Source organism: Mycobacterium asiaticum (assembly GCF_001673315.1).
GTDB classification, from domain to species: domain Bacteria; phylum Actinomycetota; class Actinomycetes; order Mycobacteriales; family Mycobacteriaceae; genus Mycobacterium; species Mycobacterium asiaticum_B.
Genome location: NZ_LZLQ01000124.1, coordinates 176,784 through 201,092 on the forward strand (window position 1 = coordinate 176,784; position 24,309 = coordinate 201,092).

The window sequence follows — 24,309 nt, forward strand, 5'->3', positions numbered from 1 at the left end:
CTCACCTCCTGCGCAGCAGCGTGACCCGGGACTCCTCGGGTATCAGCGGCATATTGACGATGTGCGCGACTGCGCGCCCCGGATCGATGCGGATGTAATTGTTCTGCCCCCATTGGTATTCCTCGCCAGTGATCTCGTCGCGCACCCAGAACCGCTCGTAGGGCTCCATACCCAGCGCGTGCATGTCCAACCCCAATGTCGCCTCTTCGGGTGCGAACGCGTTTATCGTCACGACCACCAGGACGCAGTCGCCGGTGGCTGGGTCGAACTTGCTGTACGCGAGCAACGCGTCATTGTCGATGTCATGGAAGTGGATGGTGCGCAGTTGCTGCAACGCCGGATGTAGGCGGCGAATTGCGTTGAGCCGAGCGATGAACGGTTCCAATGACCGGCCCTCTGCCAGTGCGCCCTCGAAATCGCGGGGGCGCAGTTCGTATTTCTCCGAATCCAGGTATTCCTCGCTGCCTTCTCGCACCGCTCGGTGCTCGAACAGCTCGTAGCCGGAGTAAACGCCCCAGGCTGGGCTCATGGTTGCCGCCAGTGCAGCGCGGATGGCGAACATGCCCGGACCGTGGTGTTGGAGCACCTCGTGCAGGATGTCGGGGGTATTGACGAACAGGTTGGGGGTGCGGAAGTCGGCGAGTCTGGCGATGTCGTTGCCGAATTCGGTGAGCTCCCATTTTGCCGTGCGCCAGGTGAAATAGCTGTAGGACTGCGTGAAGCCGAGCTTGGCCAGCCCGTACTGGCGGGCCGGCGGGGTGAAGGCCTCGGACAGGAACAGCACGTCGGGATGCGCCGACTTGACTTCGGCGATCAGCCATGCCCAGAAGTTGGGCGGTTTGGTGTGCGGGTTGTCGACCCGAAAGAACTTGACGCCGTGGTCAATCCAGTGCAGCACCACCCGCAACACCTCGTCGTAGAGCCCGGCGGGATCGTTGTCGAAGTTGAGCGGATAGATGTCCTGGTACTTCTTCGGCGGATTCTCCGCGTACGCGATGGTGCCGTCGGGCAGCTCGGTGAACCAGTTGCGGTGATCGCGTGCCCAGGGATGGTCGGGCGCGCACTGCAGCGCGAGGTCCAGCGCGACCTCCATGCCCAACTCGCGGGTCGCGGCGACGAAGTCGTCGAAGTCCTCGATCGTGCCCAGACTGGGGTGCACGGCGTCGTGGCCCCCATCGGCGCTCCCGATTGCCCACGGCGACCCGACGTCGCCCGGCGATGCGGTGGGATTGTTGTTGCGGCCCTTGCGATGCACCTCACCGATCGGATGGATCGGTGGCAGATACACGACGTCGAAACCCATCTCGGCGATCCGGGGCAGCGCGGCCGCGGCCGTGGCAAAGGTGCCGTGCACCGGGTTGCCGTCCGCATCCCAGCCTCCAGTGGAACGCGGAAACATCTCGTACCACGAGCCGAACCGGGCCAGTGGTCGGTCTACCCACACGCCGAACTGCTCCCCCCGGGTGACCAGTTCTCGCAGCGGGAACTGATCCAGCAGCTCCTCGACTTCGGTGCTCAGCGCCACCGCGGTGCGGGTCAGCGGGTCTCCCGGGGTGCGCAAGGCCGTTGCGGCTTCTTGCAGCGGGTGACGCAGCTGACGCGGCACGCCCGTGGCGGCGCGTTCGAACAGTGCGGCGCCGACCAGTAGATCGTTCGAGAGCTCACTTTCGCCTTGGCCCGCATCGAGCTTGGCGATCACCCCGTGGCGCCAGCTGTGAATGGGGTCACCCCAGCCGTCGACGCGGAACGTCCAGAGGCCGGTCCTGTCCGGGGTGAACTGGCCGTGGAACACATAGGGCTCCAGACCCATCGTCATCGGCAACTGCAACGGTTTGATCCGTGGCTCGGATTGCTGCCCGGGGCGGGCCGGATCCGACTTGGCGGCCGTCTCGGGCTCGGCGGGTTGCAGCGCCTTGAGCTTCCGCACTTCCGCACCTTGCGGGTACCGCGCTCCCAGGTACCGCACCACCAAGGTGGCCGCTACGGCCTCGTGGCCTTCGCGCCACACCGCCGCTCTGACCGGAATCACCTCGCCGACCACCGCTTTGGCTGGATACGTACCGCACGAGACAACGGGCTGAACGTCATCGATCTCGATACGACCGGGCACCGAATCACTCCGTTCCGATCCCGCCACGACACGTTCCGCTGCGCGGCCCGCACCGTCGCCGGGGGGTTTCGATCCCGCCCACCACGCGTTCCGCTTCCGCGGCCCGCGTCGCCGGCAAGGGGTTTTCCCGGCTACAACGCGACCACACCGTCGCCGGGCTTCCTAGGCATTCACCCCAACCGGCTCCGCTGGCGTCATCGGGGTGTCGTTCGTAAGTTTTCGTAGGTCCCTGTCTGCTGGCCTCTGTGCGCCCCATACCCACCCTAGTGTCCGGCTACACCGGAGCAGCCAAAAAGTCGTCTGCCTATGGGGTCCCTATGGAACGCTGCGCGCAACGAAATCCGCAGTAACGTAGAGATGCGTGAAAGCCCTCCGCCGCTTCAACGTCCGTGCTCACCTCCCCGACCGTCTCGCCGCGCTCGACCGTTTGTCGACCAACTTGCGCTGGTCCTGGGAAAAACCCACGCAGGACTTGTTTGCGAGCATCGATCCCGACCTGTGGTCCAAGTGCGGGAAGGACCCGGTGGCGGTGCTGGGCGCGGTCAAGCCCGCGCGCCTCGACGAGTTGGCAATCGACGAGGTATTCCTGCGACGGCTCGACGAACTTGCGGCCGATCTGGACGACTACCTGAGCCGCCCGCTGTGGTATCAGCAGCAGGAGGCCGCAGGCGTCCCCATGCCTACCGGCATCGCGTACTTCTCGATGGAATTCGGCGTCGCCGAGGTGCTGCCCAACTATTCGGGTGGGTTGGGAATTCTGGCCGGGGACCATCTGAAATCCGCGTCGGATCTGGGCCTGCCGTTGATCGCGGTGGGTCTGTACTACCGCTCGGGGTACTTCCGCCAGTCGCTGACCGCTGACGGCTGGCAGCAGGAAACGTATCCCTCGCTGGACCCGCAGGGTCTGCCCTTGCGCCTGCTCACCGACACCGTCGGCGATCCGGTGCTGATCGAGTTGGCGCTGCCGGATTCGGCGCGGCTGCGGGCGCGGATCTGGGTCGCCCAGGTTGGCCGGGTGCCGCTGCTGTTGCTGGATTCCGACGTCCCGGAAAACGAGCACGAGTTGCGCAGCGTCACCGACCGCCTCTACGGCGGTGACCAGGAGCATCGCATCAGGCAGGAGATCCTGGCGGGCATCGGTGGCGTGCGGGCCATCCGCGCATTCACCGCACTGGAAGGTCGCCCCGCCCCCGAGGTCTTCCACATGAACGAGGGCCACGCCGGCTTCTTAGGCGCCGAACGCATCCGTGAGCTCGTCACCGAGTCCGGACTGGACTACGACACCGCGCTGACGGTGGTGCGATCGAGCACGGTGTTCACCACCCACACCCCGGTGCCCGCCGGCATCGACCGGTTTCCCGTGGAGATGGTGCAGCGGTACTTCGACGACAACGGCGACCGTGTCTCCGCGCTGCTGCCCGGTGTGCCGACCGCACACATCCTCGCCCTGGGCGCCGAGGACGATCCGGCCAAGTTCAACATGGCGCACATGGGTCTGCGGCTGGCGCAGCGGGCCAATGGTGTCTCGCTGCTGCACGGCCGGGTGAGCCGGGTGATGTTCAACGAGTTGTGGCAGGGCTTCGACTCCGGCGAAGTGCCGATCGGGTCGATCACCAACGGGGTGCACGCCCGCACCTGGGCCGCACCGCAATGGCTGGAGCTCGGCCGCGAGCTGGCCGGATCGGATTCCTTCGGCGAGCCGGCGGTGTGGCTGCGCCTGCAGCAGGTCGACCCGGGACATCTGTGGTGGATTCGTTCGCAGCTGCGGGCGCTGCTGGTCGACGACGTCCGGGCCCGACTGCGCCAGTCGTGGCTGGAGCGAGGCGCTTCTGAAGCCGAATTGGGTTGGATAGCAACGGCTTTCGATCCGAACGTGTTGACCATTGGGTTCGCCCGAAGGGTGCCGACGTACAAGCGGCTGACCCTCATGCTGCGCGACCCGGAGCGGTTGGAGCGGCTGCTGCTCGATCCGGAACGGCCGATTCAGCTGATCGTCGCCGGTAAGTCACACCCGGCCGACGACGGCGGTAAGGCGCTGATCCAGCAGGTGGTGCGGTTCGCCGACCGGGCGCAGGTCCGGCACCGCATCGCGTTCCTGCCCAATTACGACATGTCCATGGCCCGGCTGCTCTATTGGGGCTGCGACGTCTGGCTGAACAACCCGCTGCGCCCGTTGGAAGCCTGCGGCACATCGGGAATGAAGAGCGCGCTCAACGGCGGATTGAACCTGTCCATCCGGGACGGCTGGTGGGACGAGTGGTACGACGGCGAAAACGGCTGGGAAATCCCCTCGGCCGACGGCCTCACCGACGACAACCGGCGTGACGAACTGGAGGCCAGTGGCCTGTACACCTTGCTGGAGCAGGCCGTGGCACCGAAGTTCTACGAACGGGACGCGCAGGGAGTGCCGCCGCGGTGGATCGAGATGGTCCGGCACACTCTGCAGACGCTGGGACCCAAGGTGCTGGCATCTCGGATGGTCACCGACTACGTCGAGCGCTACTACCTGCCGGCGGCGCAATCGCTGCGCAAGACCGTGGCGGCTCCGCAGGGCGGCAGCGAGTTCGACGCGGCGCGAGAACTGGCGGCCTACCGCCGCCGCGCCCACGAGGCGTGGCCCAAGATCGACGTCACCGACGTCGACAGCACCGGATTGCCCGACACGCCGTTGCTGGGGTCGAAGCTCACGTTGACCGCGACGGTGCAACTGGCCGGCTTGGCGCCCGAGGAGGTGACGGTGCAGGCGGTGCTGGGCCGGGTCGACGCCAGCGACGACCTGGTGGATCCCGTCACCACGGAAATGACCTACACGGGAAGCGCCGAGGGGGGCAACCAGGTGTTCACTGCGACGACGCCGCTGCCCCTGGCGGGGGCGCTCGGCTACACCGTGCGGGTGCTGCCCCGACACCCGATGCTCGCCGACAGCAGCGAGCTGGGCCTGGTCACGTTGGCCTAGCCGGCCGCGTCGGCGCCCGCCAGTCGGGTGAGCGCCGCCCGGACCTGTTCTGCGTTGGTCGTCGGCCAGAACGGCGGCAAAGACGCGCGTAGATACTCGCCGTACCGGGCGGTGGCCATGCGCGAGTCGAGCACCGCGACCACGCCGCGGTCGGTGACGCGACGCAGCAGCCGGCCAGACCCCTGCGCCAGCAACAGCGCCGCGTGGCTGGCCGCCACGGCCATGAAGCCATTGCCGCCGCGCGCGGCCACCGCGCGCTGACGGGCACTGAGCAGCGGGTCGTCGGGCCGGGGGAAGGGGATCCGGTCGATCAGCACCAACGACAGTGACGGGCCTGGAACGTCGACGCCCTGCCATAACGACAACGTGCCGAACAGGGAGGTCGCCGGATCGTCGGCGAATCGCTCGACCAGCGCCGAGGTGCTGTCGTCGCCCTGGCACAACACCGGGGTGGACAGCCGTTCGCGCATGGCCTCGGCGGTAGCCCGGGCCGCCCGCATCGACGAGAACAGTCCCAGCGTGCGACCACCGGCCGCGGTGACGAGTTCGGTGATTTCCCGCAGCTGCTCTGCCGAACCCACGCCGTCGCGGCCAGGTGGCGGCAAATGTGCTGCGACATAAAGGATTCCAGACTTGGCGTGTTGGAACGGCGACCCGACATCGAGGCCGCGCCACTTCTGGTCGTCGCCGCTCAACCCCCAGTTCTCGGCCATCGCGTCGAAAGTGCCTCCGACCGTCAGCGTCGCCGACGTCAGCACCGTCGTCGCGCGGGCGAACACGTGACTGGCCAAGAGCGCGGCTACCGACAACGGAGCCACCCGAAGCACCGCGCGCGGCGAACCCCGGTTGTCCTCGTGGTCCAGCCAGACGATGTCGGTGCGGTCCGGGATGGCCGGGCCGAACGAATCGAGGATCCGCGCGGCCGTATCGGAGATCTCGATCAGCGCGGCGGCCGCCTCGGCGCGTGCCGAAGCCGCTCGCGCGTCGCTCGTGCTCTCGATCGCGGAGCGGGCGGCGTTGGCCGCGTCACGCAACGTAGTGAGATACGTGGCCAACTCGTCGTCGAGGTAGTCGATGCGGCCGGGTTGCGCGTCGTGGATCGCCGAGGAGAAGGTGGCCGACGCCGCTTCCAGCCGCTCGACCGATTCCGGGGGCACCAGTCGGGTTATCCGGCGCGCCGCAACACCCAGGGTCGCCGACGTCAGCTCCGCGGTGGCCACCGACGTGACCCGGTCACACAGTTCGTGCGCTTCGTCGACGACCAGAAAATCGTGTTCGGGCAGCACCGCGGAGTCCGAGACGGCATCGATCGCCAGCAGCGCATGGTTGGTGACGACGATGTCGGCGCCGCCGGCACGTGCGCGTGCGCGCTCCGAAAAGCATTCGGCGCCAAAGGAACAGCGGGCTACGCCGATACATTCGCGCGCGGAGACACTGACCTGAGACCAGGATCGATCCGGCACGCCGGGCTTCAGGTCGTCGCGGTCGCCGGACTCGGTGCTCGATGCCCATTCGGTGAGGCGCTGCACGTCGCGGCCCAGCGCGCTGACGGCCATCGGATTGAAAAGTTCTTCCTGGGGCCGGTCATCGGCGTCTTCGCTTGCACCCCCATTGTGAATCTTGTTCAGACACAGATAATTTCGGCGACCTTTGAGCAACGCGAAGGTCGGCGGCCGGGGCAGCGCGTCGGCCAGTGAATCGGCCAGCCGTGGCAGATCCCGGTCGACCAGTTGGCGTTGCAGCGCGATGGTGGCCGTCGACACCACGACGGGGGTGTCGTCAGCGACCGCACGGACGATCGAGGGAATCAGGTAGGCCAGCGACTTGCCGGTGCCGGTGCCGGCCTCGACGACCAGGTGCTCCCCGGTTTCGAAGGCCTGCGCGACCGCCGATGCCATCTCCACCTGGCCGCGTCGTTCACTGCCGCCCAGTGCGGCCACCGCGGCGGCCAGCAGGTCCGGTACCGAAGCGTTCACGGGCTGTCAGGCCGGGATGATCTGGGTCGGAATGGCGGGGTCACCGGGCGATAATCGCAGCCCTTCCCACGGTAGGCTGCGCAACCCGGCCGCCACGAGTTCGCGTGTTGCGGCCAGATCGGTGTCGGTGACCGCTTGCCCGGCTCTGACCAAGGACGTGGTCAATACCCGGTGCGGTTGGGTGCCGGCGGGCGGGCGCCCCGCCGGATGCACCACCTCCTCGGTGACGACGCCGGTGTCTCGTGCCAGGCGCAGCGCCGCCTTGTGGCCGCCGCGTGACTGCTTCTGGCTGCTGCGCTTCTGCACCGCGATGCCGTCCACCTCAACCAACTTGTAGACCATGCCGGCCGTTGGCGCACCCGACCCGGTGACCAGCGAGGTGCCGACGCCATAGCTGTCCACTGGCGCCGCCGCCAAGCCCGCGATCGACATTTCGTCGAGATCACTGGAAACCACGATTTGGGTCCGGGTTGCACCGAGTTCGTCGAGTTGGTCGCGCACCTGGCGGGCCAACTCGGCGAGATCTCCGGAGTCGATACGAACCGCCCCCAACGCCGGCCCCGCGGCCGCCACGGCGTTGGCCACGCCCTCGGCGATGTCGTAGGTGTCGACCAGCAGCGTGGTGTCCGAGCCCAATGCAGTGACCTGGCCGCGGAACGCGGCCAGCTCGTCGGGCCCGTCTGCGGTGGTGTGCACCATGGTGAAGGCGTGCGCGGCGGTGCCCACCGTGGGGATGCCGTAGCGGCGCTGAGCTTCCAGGTTGGATGTGCCCGCAAAGCCGGCGAGGTAGGCGGCCCGCGCCGCGGCCACCGCGGCCTGCTCATGCGTGCGGCGCGATCCCATATCGATCAATGGACGGCCCTTGGCCGCGTACACCATTCGGGCCGCGGCCGACGCGATCGCCGCATCGTGATTGATGATCGACAGCACCAGGGTTTCCAGCAGCACGCATTCGGCGAAGGTGCCGTGCACCGACAGTACGGGTGAATAGGGGAAATACAGTTCACCCTCGGCGTAGCCGTCGATATCGCCGCGGAATTCGAAATCCCGCAGATAGGCCACCGTGTCCGGATCGAGGAACTCTGACAACAACTCGCACGCGTTCTCGTCAAACCTGAACTGCGGCAAAATGTCCAGCAGCCGGCCGGTGCCGGCGACCACGCCGTACCGCCGGCCGGGCGGGAGTCGCCGGGCGAACACCTCCCAGCTGGTCCGCCGATGGGCGGTGCCGTCGCGCAGCGCCGCCGCCAGCATGGTCAGCTCGTATTTGTCGGTCAGCAGGCCAGCTGAGACCGGGTGATTCACATTGCCACGGTATCGGCCGGCCGCACCGGGTTCTGCCCTCGGTATCCTTGGCTGCATGGTTGTAGCGATAGCGCCGGCCAAACCGGGCAGCACCGGACAACGCGAATCCGCGCCGGTCGAAGCTACGACAAGTCCTTGGGTCACCATCGTCTGGGACGACCCGGTCAATTTGATGACGTACGTGACGTATGTGTTCCAGAAGCTGTTCGGTTACAGCGAACCGCACGCCACGAAGCTGATGCTGCAGGTGCACAACGAGGGGAAGGCCGTGGTGTCGTCGGGCAGCAGAGAGTCGATGGAAGCAGACGTGTCCAAGCTGCATGCCGCCGGTTTGTGGGCGACGATGCAGCAGGACCACTGAGTCGCGCGGGTAGCCGGAAACATCGTGCGCAAATGGAAGCGCGTTGAAACCCGCAACGGCCCCCGATTCCGTTCGTCGTTGGCGCCCCACGAATCCGCCCTCCTGAAGAATCTGGTCGGCGCGATGATCGGGCTCCTCGACGAACGGCAGTCCACCTCGCCGTCGGACGAACTCGAGGAGATCACCGGAATCAGGACGGGGCATTCGGATCGGCCCGGTGACCCGACGCTCGGGCGGCTGCTGCCGGACTTCTACCGGCAAGACCACAGCGACGCGCTGCCTCTGGAAACGTCCGAAGCGCTCAACTCCGCGCTCCGGAGTCTGCACGAGCCGGAGATCATCGACGCCAAACGCGTTGCCGCGCAACAGTTACTTGACACAGTCCCCGCCAACGGCGGGAGGTTCGAGCTGACCGAAGAGAGCGCCAACGCGTGGATCTCGGCCGTCAACGACCTGCGGCTGACGCTGGGCATCATGCTCGAGATCGGTCCGCAAGGTCCGGAGCGTCTCCCGGCCGACCACCCGTTGGCCGCGCACTTCGACGTCTACCAGTGGCTGACGGTATTGCAGGAATATCTGGTCCTGGTCCTGATGGGGAAGCCGGCCGGATGAACGCCATCACCGACGTCGGCGGAATACGCGTCGGGCACCACCATCGGTTGGATCCGGATGCCTCCCTTGGTAGCGGTTGGGCCTGCGGCGTCACGGTGGTGCTTACGCCGCCCGGGACGGTCGGGGCGGTCGATTGCCGCGGCGGTGCGCCGGGCACCCGGGAAACCGATCTGCTCGATCCGGTCAACAGCGTGCGTTACGTGGATGCCGTGCTGTTGGCCGGCGGTAGCGCCTACGGACTGGCCGCCGCCGACGGGGTCATGCACTGGCTGGAGGAACAGCAGCGCGGCGTGGCGATGCCCGGCGGGGTGGTGCCGATCGTGCCGGGCGCGGTGATCTTCGACCTGCCGGTCGGTGGCTGGGGCTGCCGGCCCACCGCCGAATTCGGCTATGCGGCATGCGAAGCGGCCCACAGCGCAAGCGAGGTCATGGTCGGAACGGTCGGCGCTGGAGTCGGGGCGCGCGTCGGGGTGCTCAAAGGTGGCGTGGGGACGGCGTCGGTCACGCTGCCCTCGGGCGTGACGGTCGGCGCGCTGGTTGTGGTCAACGCGGCCGGCGAAGCCGTCGACCCGGCTACCGGCCTGCCCTGGATGGCGGACTTGATCAGCGAGTTTTCGCTCGCGCCGCCACCGCGCGAACAGATCGCCGCGCTGGCGCAACTGCCGTCGCCGCTGCGCTCGCTGAACACCACCATCGCTGTGGTGGCAACAGACGCGGCGTTGAGCCCCGCCGCGTGCCGGCGCATCGCGATCGCCGCGCACGACGGTCTGGCCCGCGCCTTGCGACCGGCGCACACGCCGCTGGACGGCGACACCATCTTCGCTCTGGCGACCGGAGCGGTGGAGGTGCCGCCGGCGGCCGACACGCCGGCGGCGATGTCCCCCGAGACCGGACTGCTCACCGCGGTGGGTGCGGCCGCCGCGGACTGCCTGTCCCGCGCGGTGCTGGCCGGTGTCACCGCCGCGGAGTCGGTCGCCGGCATACCCGCCTATCGCGACGTGCTACCCGGCGCGTTCGGGCCCGTTCGGGGTGGCTGAACCCCCGGTAACCTGTATAAAGCCGAAAACGGGCAGGAGGAGCGGCGAATGAACGCACGCACGCCGGCGACGGAGACGAACACGAAGAAGCCTCGCTGGGCGGTCGGCGCGACCACCATCATCACGTTCGTCGCGCTGCTCTACGTCATCGAACTGATCGATCAACTCAGCGGTGATCGGCTGGATCACAACGGCATCCGACCGCTGACCACCGATGGCCTGTGGGGAATCGTGTTTGCGCCGGTGCTGCACGCCAACTGGCAGCATCTGATCGCCAACACGGTCCCGATGCTGGTGCTCGGTTTTCTTATGACGCTGGCCGGTCTGTCCCGGTTCGTCTGGGCCACGGCGATCGTGTGGATCCTGGGTGGCTTCGGCACCTGGCTGATCGGCAATGTCGGTAGCAGTTGCGGGCCGACCGACCACATCGGGGCGTCCGGCCTGATCTTCGGCTGGTTGTCGTTCCTACTGGTATTCGGCGTATTTGTGCGCCGAGTGTGGGACATCGTCATCGGGCTGGCGGTGCTGTTCGTCTATGGCGGGGTGTTGCTCGGTGCGTTGCCGCGACTGGGTATGTGCGGTGGCGTGTCCTGGCAGGGGCACCTGTGTGGCGCGCTGGCCGGCGTGGCGGCGGCCTACTTGCTGTCCGCGCCCGAACGCAAGGCCCGGGCGCTGAAAAGGGCGGGCAAGCCGTTGCCCCGTAGAGCATGAGTTCGCCGCTTTCTCCCGTCGGAATCTTCGACTCCGGCGTCGGCGGGTTGACCGTCGCGCGGGCCATCATCGACCAACTGCCCGACGAGGACATCATCTACGTCGGCGACACCGGCAACGGGCCGTATGGGCCGCTGGCCATTCCGGAGATCCGTGCGCACGCGCTTGCCATCGGTGACGATCTGGTCAGCAGGGGTGTCAAGGTATTGGTCATCGCCTGCAACTCCGCATCGGCGGCTTGCCTTCGCGACGCGCGGGAGCGGTACGACGTGCCCGTCGTCGAAGTGATTCTGCCGGCGGTGCGTCGCGCGGTGGCTGCGACCCGCAACGGCCGCATCGGAGTGATCGGCACGCGCGCGACCATCACCTCGCACGCCTACCAGGACGCGTTCGCCGCCGCCCGCGACACCGAGATCACCGCGGTGGCGTGTCCGCGGTTCGTCGATTTCGTCGAGCGTGGCGTCACCAGCGGTCGTCAGGTGCTTGGTCTGGCCGAGGGATACCTGGAGCCTTTGCAACGCGCCGAGGTGGACACGTTGGTCCTCGGTTGCACGCACTATCCGCTGTTGTCCGGTCTGATTCAGTTGGTGATGGGGGAGGGCGTCACGCTGGTTTCCAGCGCCGAGGAGACCGCGAAGCAAGTGCTGCGAGTGCTCACCGAATCGGACTTGCTGCGCCCCCACGGCGGGCCGCCGGCAGCCCGGATTTTCGAAGCCACCGGCGACCCGGAGGCATTCACCGAATTGGCGAGCCGGTTCCTCGGACCGGCCGTGATCGGCGTTGAACCCGCCCGCTCCACGCGCGTTCATTAGATATGCCGATGTTTATTGCGGAATGCGGCGATGTTTTCCCCATCGTGGTATCGGGCATGGCACAGTGGTGTCCGTGCGCATAACCGTGCTCGGATGCTCAGGTAGCGTCGTGGGTCCGGACTCGCCCGCGTCGGGTTATCTGCTTCGGGCACCGGGCACGCCGCCACTCGTCATCGACTTCGGCGGCGGAGTGCTGGGGGCGCTGCAACGGCATGCCGATCCCGCGTCGGTGCACGTGCTCTTGTCGCATCTGCACGCGGACCATTGCCTGGATGTACCGGGACTGTTTGTCTGGCGTCGCTACCACCCGACCGCGCGTCCTACTGGCAAGGCGCTCTTGTACGGGCCGAGCGACACGTGGTCCCGTATCGGCGCCGCGTCGTCACCATATGGCGGCGAGATCGATGACTGCTCGGACATTTTCGACGTGCGGCACTGGGTCGACAACGAACCGGTGACAATCGGTGAGATCACCGTGCTGCCCCGGGCGGTCGCCCACCCGACCGAGTCCTTCGGCCTGCGGTTCACCGACAGCAGCGGAGCGACGCTGGTCTACAGCGGAGACACCGGGGAGTGCGATCAACTGATCGAGTTGGCTCGCGACGCCGACGTCTTTCTATGTGAGGCGTCGTGGCCGCACTCGCCGAAGCATCCTCCCGCCCTGCATCTTTCCGGCACCGAAGCCGGCCGGGCCGCGGCGCGGGCCGGCGTTCGCGAATTGCTGCTCACTCACATCCCGCCGTGGACCTCGCGCGAGGACGTGATCAGCGAAGCCAAGGCCGAATTCGACGGGCCCGTGCACGCGGTGGTCCCCGACGAGACTTTCGAGATCGCCCGCACCGGCTAGCTGTTTGCGCGACGCCCGGCACATCCTGGTGTGCGCGCAGGGCTGTTCGCCCCACGTCGTAGGCGGGCTAGGGTGGTCGACGTGTCAAAGCGAGAAGACGGCCGCCTCGATGACGAGCTTCGCCAGGTGGTCATCACCCGGGGGTTCACCGAAAATCCGGCGGGTTCGGTGCTGATCGAATTCGGCCGAACCAAGGTGTTGTGCACCGCGAGCGTCACCGAGGGTGTGCCGCGCTGGCGCAAGGGTTCGGGTCTGGGCTGGTTGACGGCGGAGTATGCGATGTTGCCGTCGGCCACCCACACGCGTTCCGACCGGGAGTCGGTGAAGGGCCGACCCAGCGGACGTACCCAGGAGATCAGCCGGTTGGTGGGAAGGTCGCTGCGCGCCTGCATCGACCTGGCCGCACTCGGGGAGAACACCATCGCCGTCGACTGCGACGTCCTGCAGGCCGACGGCGGTACCCGTACCGCGGCCATCACCGGCGCCTACGTGGCGCTCGCCGATGCAGTGACCTACCTGTCGGCCGCGGGCAAGTTGTCCGACCCCCGGCCCTTGTCCTGTGCCATCGCGGCGATCAGCGTCGGCGTGGTCGACGGCAGGATCCGGGCGGACCTGCCCTACGAGGAGGACTCGCGCGCCGAGGTTGACATGAACGTCGTCGCCACCGACACCGGCACGCTGGTCGAGGTGCAGGGCACCGGCGAGGGTGCGACGTTCCCGCGCTCAACCCTGGACAAGCTGCTCGACATGGCGCTCAATGCCTGCGACGAGCTGTTCGCCGCCCAACGAGAAGCCTTGGCGCTGCCGTATCCCGGTGAGTTGCCCGAAGGAGCGCCGCAGCCGAAGGCGTTCGGAAGCTGACCCGCCTCCTGGTGGCCAGCCGAAACCGCAAGAAGCTGGCCGAGCTGCAGCGGGTGCTTGACGGTGCCGGTTTGTCGGGCGTGACGCTGGTATCGCTGGAAGACGTGCCGGGGTTCGACGAGGCGCCGGAGACCGGTGCGACGTTCGAGGAGAATGCCCTCGCCAAGGCGCGTGACGCGTTCGCTGCCACCGGTCTGGCGAGTGTCGCCGACGACTCGGGGCTGGAGGTCGCAGCGCTCAACGGCATGCCGGGGGTGTTGTCGGCACGGTGGTCGGGCCGGCACGGTGACGACGACGCCAACACCGCGTTGCTGTTGGCGCAGTTGCGTGACGTCCCCGTCGGGCGGCGCAGCGCGGCGTTCGTATCGGCCTGCGCGCTGGTCTCGGATTCAGACGAAGTCGTGGTGCGCGGCGAGTGGCGCGGGTCGATCGCGGGGGAGCCCCGCGGCAACGGCGGCTTTGGCTACGACCCGGTGTTCGTTCCTCGCGGGGAGCAGCGCACCGCGGCCGAGTTGACCCCGGACGAGAAGGACGCGGCGTCGCACCGCGGTCGCGCGCTGGCCCTGTTGCTCCCCGCGCTGCGCGGGCTGGCGGACTGAGTCAGACGCCGAAGCGGGCCTTGACGTTTTTGGTCTGACGCTGCTCGACGATGATGCCGAGCAGCGGCACAGTGCCGGCCAGCAGCACGCCAACTGTCTTGCCGATCGGCCAGCGCACCTTGATCGCGAGATTGAATGCCGCGATCACGTAGACGAAGTACACCCAGCCATGCACAACTTCGATCCACCGAATCTCGTTGTGAAAGAACACATGCGAGACAATCTCTCCGCACAATGCGATCAGCCAGATACCTGTAACCCACGCCATCACCCGGTAGGCGAGTAACGCCGTCCGGATCTTTTCGGCCGGGAACACCGAGGCGCTCCGTTCGGTTTCGGGTGTCTCGGGTGCGCTCATGCGGTGGTCCTGTTCTGCTTCTCGGCGTCGTTCTTCGCGAGCTCGGCCAGGTAAGCGTTGTACTCGCGCAATGCGGGGTCGTCGGGTTGCTGCTGTTGCTTTGGTCGCTCGGGCAGGAGCCCGGGTGGGATCTCGGTGGCGGTGCGGTGGTTTCGTGGCTCCGGCGGCGCCTCTTCGTAACGGACGAAATTGCGGTAGGCGTAGATGCAGAACCCGGCGAACAGCGGCCACTGCAGCGCGTAGCCCAGGTTCTGGTACGTGCCCGATACCGACTGGAAACGGGTCCACTGCCACCAGCCCAGCGCCAGGCACCCGCAGGCCGCAACGATCACCAGGGCGATCGCGGCGACCCGCCGGTGGCGTCGTACCGGGGCGGGGGAGGACACACCATGACGGTACCGCGCGGTGGTGATGGGGCCGGGTAGGCGGCGTAGCATCGCTAGGCGCGCGGGCGTGGCGAAATGGCAGACGCGCCGGCTTTAGGTGCCGGTGCTCGAAAGAGCGTGTGGGTTCGAGTCCCTCCGCCCGCACTTCATAGACTGACTTCCACCCGTCGGACGGCTTGACGGGCGCGATGCCGGTGATCAGCGCTTAACCCTGTGGCTGAGCTGATTTGGTCGCAATTCGATTGGTAACGATGACGGTCACTGCGAGCGACACCGGGTACGACAGTATGTAGAAGGGGATCAGAATCCAGATTGACATGCTGTGAAAGATGAGGTTTGTCAAAGCCTTCAGACTGTCACTGACGAGACCCGAAATGAAAAGCGCGATGAAGAAAGCCATGTACACGCGTTCGGTCTGCACGAGTACGTTCCCGCGAGACCTTTGACCGAGATACCAGGCGACAAGCCCCAATACGGTCACACTCATGATCGTGAAGCCGATGATGAGCCACAGTGGTAGATCGTTGCGGGTCTGCAAACCATCGGAGTTCATCAGCAAATCTGTCCCGACCATCCCGGCGACGTAAACCGGTAACAGGAGTAGCGCCTTACGTATGTCGATAATCATTTCAACCCTCCGTTAATTCGCGCACTCAATAGCGCCTCTGATACCGGATTTGACGGGTGCCTTGAGTAGCCCCTTCGTGAACCCGCCTACGAAACCGAGTACACCTCCGCCGACGGCACCGGGTAGGGCACCGGCACCTGCAAGTTCAGGTGTGATTGCAGCGCCCCCGGCAGCGCCTCCAATGATTCCGGAAATGGCACCCGCGATCCCGCCTGTAAAACCGCTTTTGACCATGTCTTTACCGATATTGGTTTTCACCTGCTGCCCGACGCATTGGCCGAAGCTCGGGCCAGCCGGCGCCGGCGGCCTCGGTGCAGGCACAGGCAGTGCGGTAGGCGGCGGTGGAGTCTTAGGCGCCGCAGCAGCCACTAGCGGTGGCACCGGGAACGGGCCTATTTGCGGCTGCCCTGACGCCGGGGTCGGTTGCGGCATGGGTGGCGCGGGTTCCGCGCCACCGTTGACATCAACCAGCTGAATGCCGCCGCGTTGGCCGTGAACAACAGCAGGAGTGATGTGCCCGTTGCGGCCCCCACGTGGAGAGCCTCCGTCGCCGATTGTGGAGACGGAGTGACCGTTCGGCCTCGCGAATCCGCCCTGCCCTACGTCGCCGGCGGTGGCGGTGACTTGGTTCGCGATGCTGCGGTCCGCCCCCTCCAGCTGCTTTGCGCGAGACCAAATGCTACGGGCTATCCGTTCGGCCTGGGCTTGGCGCGCTGCCTGCTCGGCGGCACTGCCGCCAACGTCGGTATAGGAAACCGAAAGGTCTTCTCCGACATCGTATCCTGCGTTCTGAGCGTCTTCGACGGCATACAACGCCCGTCGTTTGGCCGCGCTGATATCGCTCGCGCCCTTACGTGCAATCGCTGCTGCCTGACGCAACCGCTCAGCCGCGCCGTTGACCGTGGCTAGATCGGCGCTCGTGCGCTGCCGGAGCCCATCACCGCCCGCGCCATGCCATGCCATGGCATAGGACTGGTCGCGCATCGTCGAGAAGGCGTCTTCCCATTGATCGGCCGTCTTGCTCCATTGGCTGGCCGCAGCGGTCAACGGTTCGGTGCTCCATGCCCGGATCTGCGACAGGGTGATGCCCACTACGCCACCGCCACCTGCGGAACGTTGGACATATCGGCGGTGCTGGTCGCCTCCTGGATGCCGTATTGCCCGGCAGCGCTGACCAGCCCGTCGGCGGTCGCCTCAGTCCGCGCGAGCAACGATGCGGCAGCGGCGCGGACAGCCGCATTCACGGTGTTCAGCGCCGCCGTGGTGGGCTGAAACGGTTGTCCCGGTGACGGCGGTACCGGCTCGGTGAATTGTGCACTCAGCCCTTGCCATTGAGCAGCCGTAGCTCGTAGTTCGTCGAGGCCGACCTGCAGTTCGTTCGATCCCATCCGTCGGATGGTAGGTAGGGCGGCCAGTCGGCGCTATTCACCCAATGAGCGTCATGCGGGTTCAGCAGACTGGCCGTCCCGGGGCTAACCTGTGCCGCGACCGGTCTGCTGCTGCAACTCCTCGATCAACTCCGAGGCCTGCGCCTTGGTCAGATCGTCCGGCACACTACGGCCGGCCTCCTGAGCCAGCGTGCTCACATAGCTGCGCTGCGGACCGGTCATCGGTTCATCGCCCGTTACCCAGTTGGCGGGGTCCTTTTCGGGATTCTCCTGCGGGGCTTGCTGCGCGTTGTTACTCATGCATCGCGGATAACCGTCGCACATACATTCGAAACGTGCGCCTGCGGCACCATAGTTATCGACCGTCGAAATGATTGGAGACGAAGTGTCCGTTGCACGACGCGAGCGCGCCGCCTTGGTAGAGACCATCCTGGCCGCGGGACCCGAAGCGCCGACGCTCTGTGAAGGTTGGCGCACCCGCGACCTCGCCGCTCATCTGGTGATCAGGGAGCACCGGTTGGATGCCGGGCCTGGCATTCTTATTCCGTTCTTCGCCGGCCACACCGAGAAACTGCAGAACCGGGTCGCCGAAGACACCGAGTGGGAGGAGTTGGTGGAAAAGATCGCATCCGGTCCGCCCGCCTACTCACCTTTCAAACTGCTCGACCCGGTGGCCAATGTCGCCGAAATGTTCATCCATCACGAGGACGTGCGGCGCGCCGGAACCGATTGGGAGCCACGCCAACTCGAACCCAAACTCGTCGCCGGTCTACGACGGACCCTGGGACTGATGGCGCGACTGACGTTGTCCAAGGTGCCGGGGCGCGTCGCCCTGCGCACCACCGACGGCAAGACGGTGCTGATAGCCGGCCACGGCCCGGCCGTCACGGTGACCGGCCAACCTGAAGAGTTACTGCTGTTCGCCGTCGGCAGGACGGCTCGAGTCGACTTCGACGGCGACGAGCAGGCGATCCGCGACGTGCAGAACGCCCCTAAGAGTCTGTGACCGGGGCAGGATCCGTACACGCGGTTGACGGTGTGTAAGGTAACCCTTAGTTTACGGGGGTAACTAACCGCATCGAGGGGTCAGCCGGGTGGAAACGATTGCTCAGCGCACCGGCGGCCGGCCAGCGCTGATAGCGGTGGACGACGTCCTGCGCGTGGGTCGCGAGCTCGGTATGCAGCGTCTGAGCATCACCGCTGTCGCCGGCCGGCTCGGCGTCTCGGCGACCGCCCTGTATCGGCACATCGAGAGCCGCTGGGCGCTTGAGCGACTGGTCGGCGAAAGCCTGCTCGCCGAACTTCGGTTAGACGATGACCCGGACGAGAACGTCGAGCAGCACTTACTGTCATTCGGGCTTCAGCTGTGGCACTTCACCGTCGAGCACCCCGGCCTGGGGGCCTATCTGCAGGTGCTGTTTCCGCGCGGCGACGCCGGAATGCGGTTGCTGGTCGCGGAAGTAGACGCGCTGAGCCGACGCGGGTACGGCGAGGACGCGGCGATCGTGCTGGCCAGTGCCGTTGCCACGTTGGCGATCAGTCTCGCCTGCCGAGAAGAGAGCAATGCCAGCACGACCGGCGGTGAGCAAGCCGACCGGTTCGCGCAGGAGCGCGACGCCGCCAATCGTCGGTTGGCCGGTGATGAGCGGCTCGGGGCCACCCATGTCGGCCTGCCCGAACTGTCGAGTTCGACATACGTGCGGTTGTTGCTTGCCGCGTCGATCCGGGGTCTGGTCGGTGACATTCCGCCGGGCCGCCCGATCTTGGAAGTCGTGGCGGCGCACACCGCCGCGGGAGAGGATCGTTGATGGCACGCGGATTTTCGGGGGCGATGCTCAAAGGCTTCGGTGCCCGCGACCACATGGCGACGGTGATCGAAACTCTAATGATCGCACCGCATTTCGTCCGGATACGGATGGAGTCGCCGACACTGTTCGAAGACACCGAGGCCGAGCCGGCCGCTTGGCTGCGATTCTGGTTCCCGGATCCGAAGGGGTCCAAAACCGAATTCCAGCGCGGCTACACGCTTTCCGAAGCAGACCCGGCCAGCGGTCGTTTTGCGGTCGACGTGGTGCTGCACGAGCCCGCGGGGCCGGCCTCGACCTGGGCGCAGACCGTGCAGCCCGGTGCCACCATTGCGGTCACGTCGCTGATGGGTTCCACCCGGTTCGATCCGCCCGAGGAGCAGCCGGCCGGCTACCTGCTGATCGGTGACTCGGCGTCGATTCCCGGCATGAACGGGATCATCGGAACCGTCCCGCGGGACGTCCCGATCGAGATGTATCTCGAACAGCACGACGACAACGACATCCTGATCCCCATCGCCGAGCACCCTCGGTTGCGGGTGCATTGGATCGGCCGGCGTGACGACAAGTCGTTGGCCGACGCCATCGAATCTCGTGACTGGTCCAACTGGTATGCCTGGGTCACCCCGGAAGCCAACACGCTGAAAAACGTTCGCAAAAGGCTGCGTGACGTGTTCGGGTTCCCCAAGTCCGAGGTGCACGCCCAGGCGTATTGGAGCGCCGGCAAGGAAATGGGCATCAGACGTGACGAGGAAACCGAGGCCGCCGGTCAAGCCGGCAACGAGCAATCGGAAAACGTTGTCGAACAGCCTGAGCCTGAGATTGCGCGGGGCAGCTGGCGCGCTCAAGCCGCGGGTCAGTTGCTGGCGCCGCTGCGCGGGGCGCTGATCATCTCCGGGGTGCTGCAAGCCGTCATTACCCTGGTGCAGCTGGCCCCGTTCGTGCTGCTCGTCGAATTGTCCCGACTGCTGGTCGCCGGTGCCAATGAATCCCGGTTGTGGAACATCGGAATCGCGGCGGTTTCGCTGTTGGGGCTGGGCACCCTGCTCGGCGCGGCGCTGACCCTCTGGCTGCACGTCGTCGACGCACGCTTCGCCAGCGGACTGCGATCGCGGTTGTTGGGCAAGCTGTCTCGGCTGCCATTGGGCTGGTTCACCGCACGCGGATCGGGTTCGATCAAGCAGTTGGTCCAGGACGACACGCTGTCGCTGCACTATCTCGTCACACACGCCATCCCGGATGCGGTGAACGCGGTCGTCGCGCCGCTCGCAGTGCTGCTGTATCTGTTCGTCGTGGACTGGAGAGTGGCGCTGGTGCTGTTCGGACCGGTCCTCGTCTACCTGGTGACGTCGTCGGCCTTGATGATTCAGTCCGGCCCGCGCATCGCGCAATCCCAACGGTGGGCGGAGAAGATGAGCACCGAAGCCGGCGCATACCTCGAAGGCCAACCGGTGATCCGCGTCTTCGGAGGCGCGGCCGCTTCGACGTTCCGGCGTCGCCTGGACGAATACATCGGCTTCCTCGTTGCCTGGCAGCGTCCGCTGGCAGGCAAGAAGACCATGATGGATCTGGCCACCCGTCCGTCCACCTTCCTGTGGCTCATCGTCACAGCCGGCACCCTGCTGGTGACGACGCACCGCATGGACCCGGTGGACCTGCTGCCGTTCCTGTTGCTGGGCACCACATTCGGTACCCGGCTGCTGGGCATCGGCTATGGGATCGGCGGTATTCGCGGCGGTATGCTGGCCGCCCGGCGCCTCCAAATCGCGCTCGCCGAACCCGAACTCGAGGTCGAGGACCGCCCGGGTGAATCGTCCCAGGACGCAACCGTGGTGTTCGACCGGGTGAGCTTCGGCTACCGGCCGGGCGTCCCGGTGATTTGTGAGGTGTCATTGGAACTTCGACCAGGCACGGTCACCGCTCTGGTTGGGCCGTCCGGCTCGGGTAAGTCCACGCTCGCTGCGCTGCTGGCCCGGTTCCATGACGTGCAGCAGGGTTCGATCCGGGTGGGCGGAAGTGACATTCGCGCGCTGACCGCCGACGAGCTTTACAGCCGTGTCGGTTTCGTCCTGCAGGAGACCCAACTCGTGCACGGCACCGTCGCGGAGAATATTGCCTTGGCCGTGCCCGATGCCACCATCGCGCAGATCCAGGCCGCGGCCCGTGAGGCACAGATCCACGATCGCATCCTGCGCCTGCCCAACGGTTACGACACCGTTCTGGGCGCCAGTGCCGCGCTCTCGGGCGGGGAGAAACAACGACTGACCATCGCTCGTGCAATCCTGGCCGACACGCCGGTACTGATCCTCGACGAGGCCACCGCATACGCCGACCCCGAGTCGGAATACCTTGTGCAACAAGCACTTAACCGACTGACTCGAGATCGTACCGTGTTGGTCATCGCACACCGGCTGCACACCGTCACCGGGGCCGACCAGATCGTCGTACTCGACCACGGCCGCATCGCCGAGCGTGGCACCCACGACGAGTTGCTCGCTGCAGAGGGCCGCTACCACCGACTTTGGGAGACCGGCCGGCCGATGTCGGCCTCGGTCGCAGCACAGGGGGCGGCACGATGATCCGCACCTGGATCGGCTTGGTACCGGCGGACCGCCGCGGCAAGGTCCTGAGTTATGCCGTGCTTACGGTCATCTCTGTAGTGGTGCGTGCAGTGGGCGCGGTGCTGCTGGTGCCGTTGGTGGGCGCCCTGTTCAGTAATTCGCCGGACCGGGCGCTGGTGTGGCTGGGTTGGCTCACCGCCGCGACGGTACTCGGTTGGATAATCGACACCTCTACCGCGAGAATCGGTTTCGATCTGGGCTTCTCCGTCTTGGACCACACCCAGCACGACATCGCCGACCGGTTGCCGGATGTGCGGTTGGAGTGGTTCACCGCGGAGAACACCGCGACGGCGCGGCAGGCGATTGCCTCCACTGGGCCCGAACTCGTCGGACTGGTGGTGAACCTGCTCACCCCGCTACTCAGTGCGGTGCTGCTGCCGGCGGTGATCGCGCTGGTGTTGTTGCCGGTCTCCTGGCAGCTCGGCGCGGCCGCGCTGGCCGGCGTGCCGCTGCTCCTGGGTGCGTTGTGGGGTTCGGTGCGGCTCTCCCGTAAGGCCGACGCCGCGGCCGGCGCGGCCAACAGCGCGCTGACCGAGCGCATCATCGAGTTCGCCCGGACCCAGCAGGCGTTGCGCGCGGCGCGGCGCGTCGAGCCCGCCCGCAGCATGGTCGGCGACGCGTTGAGCGCCCAGCACAGCGCGACGCTACGGCTGCTGGGCATGCAGATCCCGGGCCAGCTGTTGTTCAGCATCGCCAGCCAGTTGGCGTTGATCCTGCTCGCCGGTGTCACTACGGCACTGACCGTGGGCGGAACGCTCTCGGTACCCGAGGCTGTCGCGTTGATCGTGGTGATGGCCCGCTACCTCGAACCCTTCGTGACGGTCAGTGAGCTGGCACCAGCCCTGGAAACCATCCGTGCCACACTCGGTCGGATCCGCTCGGTGCTTACCGCGCCGGCACTGGGCTCCGGAAACGCCGTCCTGCGTGACGCTACCGCCGCGCCGTGCATCGAATTCGACGACGTTTCTTTCAGTTACGACGCGTCTTTCAGTTACGACGGCGGCCCCCCGGTACTGGACAGGGTCAGTTTCTCGTTGCAACCCGGGACCGCGACCGCGATCGTCGGGCCGTCGGGCTCCGGAAAGAGCACCATCCTGGCGCTGATCGCCGGATTGCACCAACCGACCAGTGGCCGGGTGCTCATCGACGGCGTGGACGCCATCACACTGGATGCCGGCGCCCGCCGGCGCGCCAGTAGCGTCGTCTTCCAGCACCCATACCTCTTCCACGGAACGATTCGGGAGAACGTGCTCGCCGGTGACCCGGACGCCGATGACGAGCGGTTTGCCCGGGCTGTTCGGCTGGCCCGGGTCGACGAGCTCAGCAGCAGACTTCCCGACGGGGTGGATACGGTTGTGGGCGAGGCCGGATCGGCGCTGTCCGGCGGCGAACGCCAGCGGGTCAGCATCGCGCGTGCGCTGCTGAAGGGTGCGCCGACACTGTTGGTCGACGAGGCGACCAGTGCTCTCGACAACGAGAACGAAGTAGCTGTGGTCGAGGCCCTGACGGCCGATCCCCATTCGCACACCCGGGTGATCGTGGCCCACCGGCTCGCCAGCATCCGGCACGCCGACCGCGTGCTGTTCCTGGAGAACGGTCGCGTGGTCGAGGATGGCGGCGTGGATGAATTGCTCGCTGCCGGTGGACGTTTCAGCGAGTTCTGGCGTCAGCAGCACGAAGCTGCCGACTGGCGGATCCTGGCCGGGTAGCTGCCGCGGGACGGGATGCCCGAAGCTCATGCCGTATGTCTTACAGTTGTGCCATGAGCGCGCTGTTGTCGATTCCGCGGTACCCCGCCGATGTCACGCCGGAGTGGCTGTCCTCCGCGCTCAGTCACCGGGGCAATCCGGTGCAGGTGTCGCACACCGACGTCGTCGCGATCGGTACCGGACAGACCGGGGCCACTTACCGGGTGACGACGACCTATCGGACCGATCCGGGTGATCTCCCGCAGACCTTCGTGATCAAGCTGCCGGCCCAGGATGACACCGTGCGGGACCGCGTTGTCTTCGGTTACCGCAGCGAATGTGCCTTCTATACCTCGGTGGCGGATCGGGTGAGGGTGCCGGTGCCGGAGTGCTTCTATTGCGAAATCACCGATGATGCAATGGAATACGCTTTGCTGCTGGCAGATCAGGCACCCGCCGTGCAGGGTGATCAGCTCGCGGGTTGTGGGGAGCGGGAGGCGCAGCTGGCCGTAACCGCCCTGGCCGGACTGCACGGACCCAGTTGGTGTGACCCAGTGTGGGTGGATCTGCCCGGCATCGCGTTCGGACGTCCGGATGACGAATCCGCCAAGGGTCTTGGTGATGTCGCGAAGATGAGTGCCGACATCACCCTGGACAAACTCGGTACCCGGATGACCGCCGAGGACCGCGAAACATTCGCCGCGGCAATGGCATTGGTGACGCCGTGGTTGCTTTCCGAGCGGGACCGCTTCGCGCTGCTGCATGGTGACTACCGACTGGACAACCTGTTGTTCGATCCCGAACGCACCCGGGTGAGCGTGGTGGACTGGCAGACACTCGGTATCGGCCTGCCCGCCCGGGACTTGGCATATTTCACCGCCACCAGCCTTGACTCCGAGCTGCGCAAAGTCATCGAAGCAGACCTCGTCGACAGCTACCACCAGGCCCTGATCGGGCACGGTGTCACCGACTACGACCGCGAAACCTGCTGGCGGGATTACCGACTCGGCATGCCGCACACCGTGTTGATCTCGGCGTTGGGATTCGCGTTCGCGACCGCGACCGAGCGCGGCGACGACATGGTGTTGACCATGCTGCGGCGCGGGTGTGAGGCGATCCGCGACTTGGGCACCTTGGACTTGATCGGCTAGGTAGCCGAACCCACCCTCGGCGAGAGAACCGGCGAGAGAAAATACGCGTATGCGCGTAGATCGCTGATCAGTCGCGTCGATCCCTTGTCAGCACGAC

Annotated in this window: 23 protein-coding genes and 1 tRNA gene; 15 read left to right on the forward strand and 9 right to left on the reverse strand. The window is 66.5% G+C overall.

Annotated elements, in window-relative coordinates:
* Position 1: 1 nt before the first annotated feature.
* Positions 2–2,110 carry an alpha-1,4-glucan--maltose-1-phosphate maltosyltransferase gene (locus tag A5636_RS19855; protein WP_065160328.1) on the reverse strand — a complete coding sequence of 703 codons (2,109 nt, stop codon included), beginning with the start codon at positions 2,108–2,110 and terminating at the stop codon, positions 2–4.
* Positions 2,111–2,471: 361 nt separating this feature from the next.
* Between A5636_RS19855 and glgP the strand changes: the two genes are divergently transcribed.
* Complete coding sequence (gene glgP, locus A5636_RS19860) at positions 2,472–5,066, forward strand: alpha-glucan family phosphorylase (RefSeq protein WP_065160329.1); 2,595 nt, start codon at positions 2,472–2,474, stop codon at positions 5,064–5,066.
* Here glgP and A5636_RS19865 read toward each other — a convergent pair.
* Together A5636_RS19865 and A5636_RS19870 are read right to left on the reverse strand one after the other, a co-directional pair.
* The gene (locus A5636_RS19865; protein WP_065160330.1) at positions 5,063–7,042 is read right to left on the reverse strand and encodes an ATP-dependent DNA helicase; all 1,980 of its coding nucleotides are present in this window, start codon (positions 7,040–7,042) and stop codon (positions 5,063–5,065) included. The two genes, glgP and A5636_RS19865, sit on opposite strands and share 4 nt — an antisense overlap.
* Positions 7,043–7,048: 6 nt before the next feature.
* Positions 7,049–8,404: a nicotinate phosphoribosyltransferase gene (locus A5636_RS19870; RefSeq protein WP_155763911.1), complete on the reverse strand. Its 1,356-nt coding sequence runs from the start codon at positions 8,402–8,404 to the stop codon at positions 7,049–7,051.
* Here A5636_RS19870 and clpS point away from each other — a divergent pair.
* The 8 genes from clpS (at position 8,403) to rdgB (ending at position 14,187) form a co-directional block, all read left to right on the forward strand.
* Positions 8,403–8,708: an ATP-dependent Clp protease adapter ClpS gene (clpS, locus tag A5636_RS19875; protein ID WP_065160332.1), complete on the forward strand. Its 306-nt coding sequence runs from the start codon at positions 8,403–8,405 to the stop codon at positions 8,706–8,708. The genes A5636_RS19870 and clpS overlap by 2 nt on opposite strands.
* Positions 8,709–8,732: 24 nt before the next feature.
* Positions 8,733–9,320, forward strand: a complete 588-nt coding sequence (gene aosR, locus A5636_RS19880) for an oxidative stress transcriptional regulator AosR (protein ID WP_065160333.1) — start codon at positions 8,733–8,735, stop codon at positions 9,318–9,320.
* On the forward strand, positions 9,317–10,357 hold the full coding sequence (locus A5636_RS19885; RefSeq protein WP_065160334.1) for a P1 family peptidase: 1,041 nt from the start codon (positions 9,317–9,319) through the stop codon (positions 10,355–10,357). The genes aosR and A5636_RS19885 overlap by 4 nt, the downstream gene beginning before the upstream one ends.
* Positions 10,358–10,405: 48 nt before the next feature.
* On the forward strand, positions 10,406–11,068 hold the full coding sequence (locus A5636_RS19890) for a rhomboid family intramembrane serine protease (RefSeq protein ID WP_065160335.1): 663 nt from the start codon (positions 10,406–10,408) through the stop codon (positions 11,066–11,068).
* Positions 11,065–11,880: a glutamate racemase gene (gene murI, locus A5636_RS19895; RefSeq protein ID WP_065160336.1), complete on the forward strand. Its 816-nt coding sequence runs from the start codon at positions 11,065–11,067 to the stop codon at positions 11,878–11,880. Before A5636_RS19890 ends, murI begins: the two co-directional genes overlap by 4 nt.
* 67 nt (positions 11,881–11,947) lie before the next feature.
* Positions 11,948–12,727, forward strand: coding sequence for a cyclic nucleotide-degrading phosphodiesterase (locus A5636_RS19900; RefSeq protein ID WP_065160425.1), 780 nt, complete (start codon positions 11,948–11,950; stop codon positions 12,725–12,727).
* A gap of 81 nt (positions 12,728–12,808) precedes the next feature.
* The gene (gene rph, locus A5636_RS19905) at positions 12,809–13,588 is read left to right on the forward strand and encodes a ribonuclease PH (protein ID WP_065160426.1); all 780 of its coding nucleotides are present in this window, start codon (positions 12,809–12,811) and stop codon (positions 13,586–13,588) included.
* On the forward strand, positions 13,585–14,187 hold the full coding sequence (gene rdgB, locus A5636_RS19910) for an RdgB/HAM1 family non-canonical purine NTP pyrophosphatase (RefSeq protein ID WP_065160337.1): 603 nt from the start codon (positions 13,585–13,587) through the stop codon (positions 14,185–14,187). Before rph ends, rdgB begins: the two co-directional genes overlap by 4 nt.
* A 1-nt stretch (position 14,188) precedes the next feature.
* Here rdgB and A5636_RS19915 read toward each other — a convergent pair whose 3' ends face one another.
* Together A5636_RS19915 and A5636_RS19920 are read right to left on the reverse strand one after the other, a co-directional pair.
* Positions 14,189–14,545, reverse strand: a complete 357-nt coding sequence (locus A5636_RS19915) for a DUF3817 domain-containing protein (RefSeq protein ID WP_065160338.1) — start codon at positions 14,543–14,545, stop codon at positions 14,189–14,191.
* The gene (locus A5636_RS19920) at positions 14,542–14,931 is read right to left on the reverse strand and encodes a hypothetical protein (protein WP_065160427.1); all 390 of its coding nucleotides are present in this window, start codon (positions 14,929–14,931) and stop codon (positions 14,542–14,544) included. The genes A5636_RS19915 and A5636_RS19920 overlap by 4 nt, the downstream gene beginning before the upstream one ends.
* 61 nt (positions 14,932–14,992) lie before the next feature.
* On the opposite strand from A5636_RS19920, the gene A5636_RS19925 reads away from it, so the two are divergent.
* A tRNA-Leu gene (locus A5636_RS19925) sits at positions 14,993–15,075 on the forward strand.
* 61 nt (positions 15,076–15,136) lie between these two features.
* Here A5636_RS19925 and A5636_RS19930 read toward each other — a convergent pair.
* The 4 genes from A5636_RS19930 to A5636_RS19945 form a co-directional block, all read right to left on the reverse strand.
* Positions 15,137–15,559, reverse strand: a complete 423-nt coding sequence (locus A5636_RS19930; protein ID WP_065160339.1) for a hypothetical protein — start codon at positions 15,557–15,559, stop codon at positions 15,137–15,139.
* A gap of 12 nt (positions 15,560–15,571) precedes the next feature.
* Positions 15,572–16,651 carry a hypothetical protein gene (locus A5636_RS19935; protein ID WP_065160340.1) on the reverse strand — a complete coding sequence of 360 codons (1,080 nt, stop codon included), beginning with the start codon at positions 16,649–16,651 and terminating at the stop codon, positions 15,572–15,574.
* Positions 16,651–16,947 carry a hypothetical protein gene (locus A5636_RS19940; RefSeq protein WP_065160341.1) on the reverse strand — a complete coding sequence of 99 codons (297 nt, stop codon included), beginning with the start codon at positions 16,945–16,947 and terminating at the stop codon, positions 16,651–16,653. The genes A5636_RS19935 and A5636_RS19940 overlap by 1 nt, the downstream gene beginning before the upstream one ends.
* A gap of 84 nt (positions 16,948–17,031) precedes the next feature.
* A complete protein-coding gene (locus tag A5636_RS19945; RefSeq protein WP_065160342.1) occupies positions 17,032–17,247 on the reverse strand; it encodes a DUF3072 domain-containing protein in 216 nt (71 codons plus the stop codon).
* Positions 17,248–17,332: 85 nt separating this feature from the next.
* On the opposite strand from A5636_RS19945, the gene A5636_RS19950 reads away from it, so the two are divergent.
* From A5636_RS19950 to A5636_RS19970, 5 genes are all read left to right on the forward strand, one after another.
* Positions 17,333–17,953 carry a TIGR03085 family metal-binding protein gene (locus tag A5636_RS19950; RefSeq protein ID WP_065160428.1) on the forward strand — a complete coding sequence of 207 codons (621 nt, stop codon included), beginning with the start codon at positions 17,333–17,335 and terminating at the stop codon, positions 17,951–17,953.
* A gap of 88 nt (positions 17,954–18,041) precedes the next feature.
* On the forward strand, positions 18,042–18,755 hold the full coding sequence (locus A5636_RS19955) for a TetR family transcriptional regulator (RefSeq protein ID WP_065160343.1): 714 nt from the start codon (positions 18,042–18,044) through the stop codon (positions 18,753–18,755).
* Positions 18,755–21,331, forward strand: a complete 2,577-nt coding sequence (locus A5636_RS19960) for an ABC transporter ATP-binding protein/permease (protein WP_065160344.1) — start codon at positions 18,755–18,757, stop codon at positions 21,329–21,331. The genes A5636_RS19955 and A5636_RS19960 overlap by 1 nt, the downstream gene beginning before the upstream one ends.
* Positions 21,328–23,082, forward strand: a complete 1,755-nt coding sequence (locus tag A5636_RS19965; protein WP_065160429.1) for an ABC transporter ATP-binding protein — start codon at positions 21,328–21,330, stop codon at positions 23,080–23,082. The genes A5636_RS19960 and A5636_RS19965 overlap by 4 nt, the downstream gene beginning before the upstream one ends.
* Before the next feature lie 53 nt (positions 23,083–23,135).
* Complete coding sequence (locus tag A5636_RS19970) at positions 23,136–24,212, forward strand: phosphotransferase family protein (protein WP_065160345.1); 1,077 nt, start codon at positions 23,136–23,138, stop codon at positions 24,210–24,212.
* The last annotated feature ends 97 nt before the right edge of the window (positions 24,213–24,309 follow it).

Coding starts and splice junctions, on each gene's coding strand:
- A5636_RS19870 (WP_155763911.1), bottom strand. CDS start 8,404: ATGCAGCCAAGGATACCGAGGGCAGAACCCGGTGCGGCCGGCCGATAC.
- A5636_RS19915 (WP_065160338.1), bottom strand. CDS start 14,545: ATGAGCGCACCCGAGACACCCGAAACCGAACGGAGCGCCTCGGTGTTC.
- A5636_RS19890 (WP_065160335.1), top strand. CDS start 10,406: ATGAACGCACGCACGCCGGCGACGGAGACGAACACGAAGAAGCCTCGC.
- murI (WP_065160336.1), top strand. CDS start 11,065: ATGAGTTCGCCGCTTTCTCCCGTCGGAATCTTCGACTCCGGCGTCGGC.
- A5636_RS19960 (WP_065160344.1), top strand. CDS start 18,755: ATGGCACGCGGATTTTCGGGGGCGATGCTCAAAGGCTTCGGTGCCCGC.
- A5636_RS19940 (WP_065160341.1), bottom strand. CDS start 16,947: ATGGGATCGAACGAACTGCAGGTCGGCCTCGACGAACTACGAGCTACG.
- A5636_RS19930 (WP_065160339.1), bottom strand. CDS start 15,559: ATGATTATCGACATACGTAAGGCGCTACTCCTGTTACCGGTTTACGTC.
- clpS (WP_065160332.1), top strand. CDS start 8,403: ATGGTTGTAGCGATAGCGCCGGCCAAACCGGGCAGCACCGGACAACGC.
- A5636_RS19965 (WP_065160429.1), top strand. CDS start 21,328: ATGATCCGCACCTGGATCGGCTTGGTACCGGCGGACCGCCGCGGCAAG.
- A5636_RS19970 (WP_065160345.1), top strand. CDS start 23,136: ATGAGCGCGCTGTTGTCGATTCCGCGGTACCCCGCCGATGTCACGCCG.
- A5636_RS19885 (WP_065160334.1), top strand. CDS start 9,317: ATGAACGCCATCACCGACGTCGGCGGAATACGCGTCGGGCACCACCAT.
- A5636_RS19945 (WP_065160342.1), bottom strand. CDS start 17,247: ATGAGTAACAACGCGCAGCAAGCCCCGCAGGAGAATCCCGAAAAGGAC.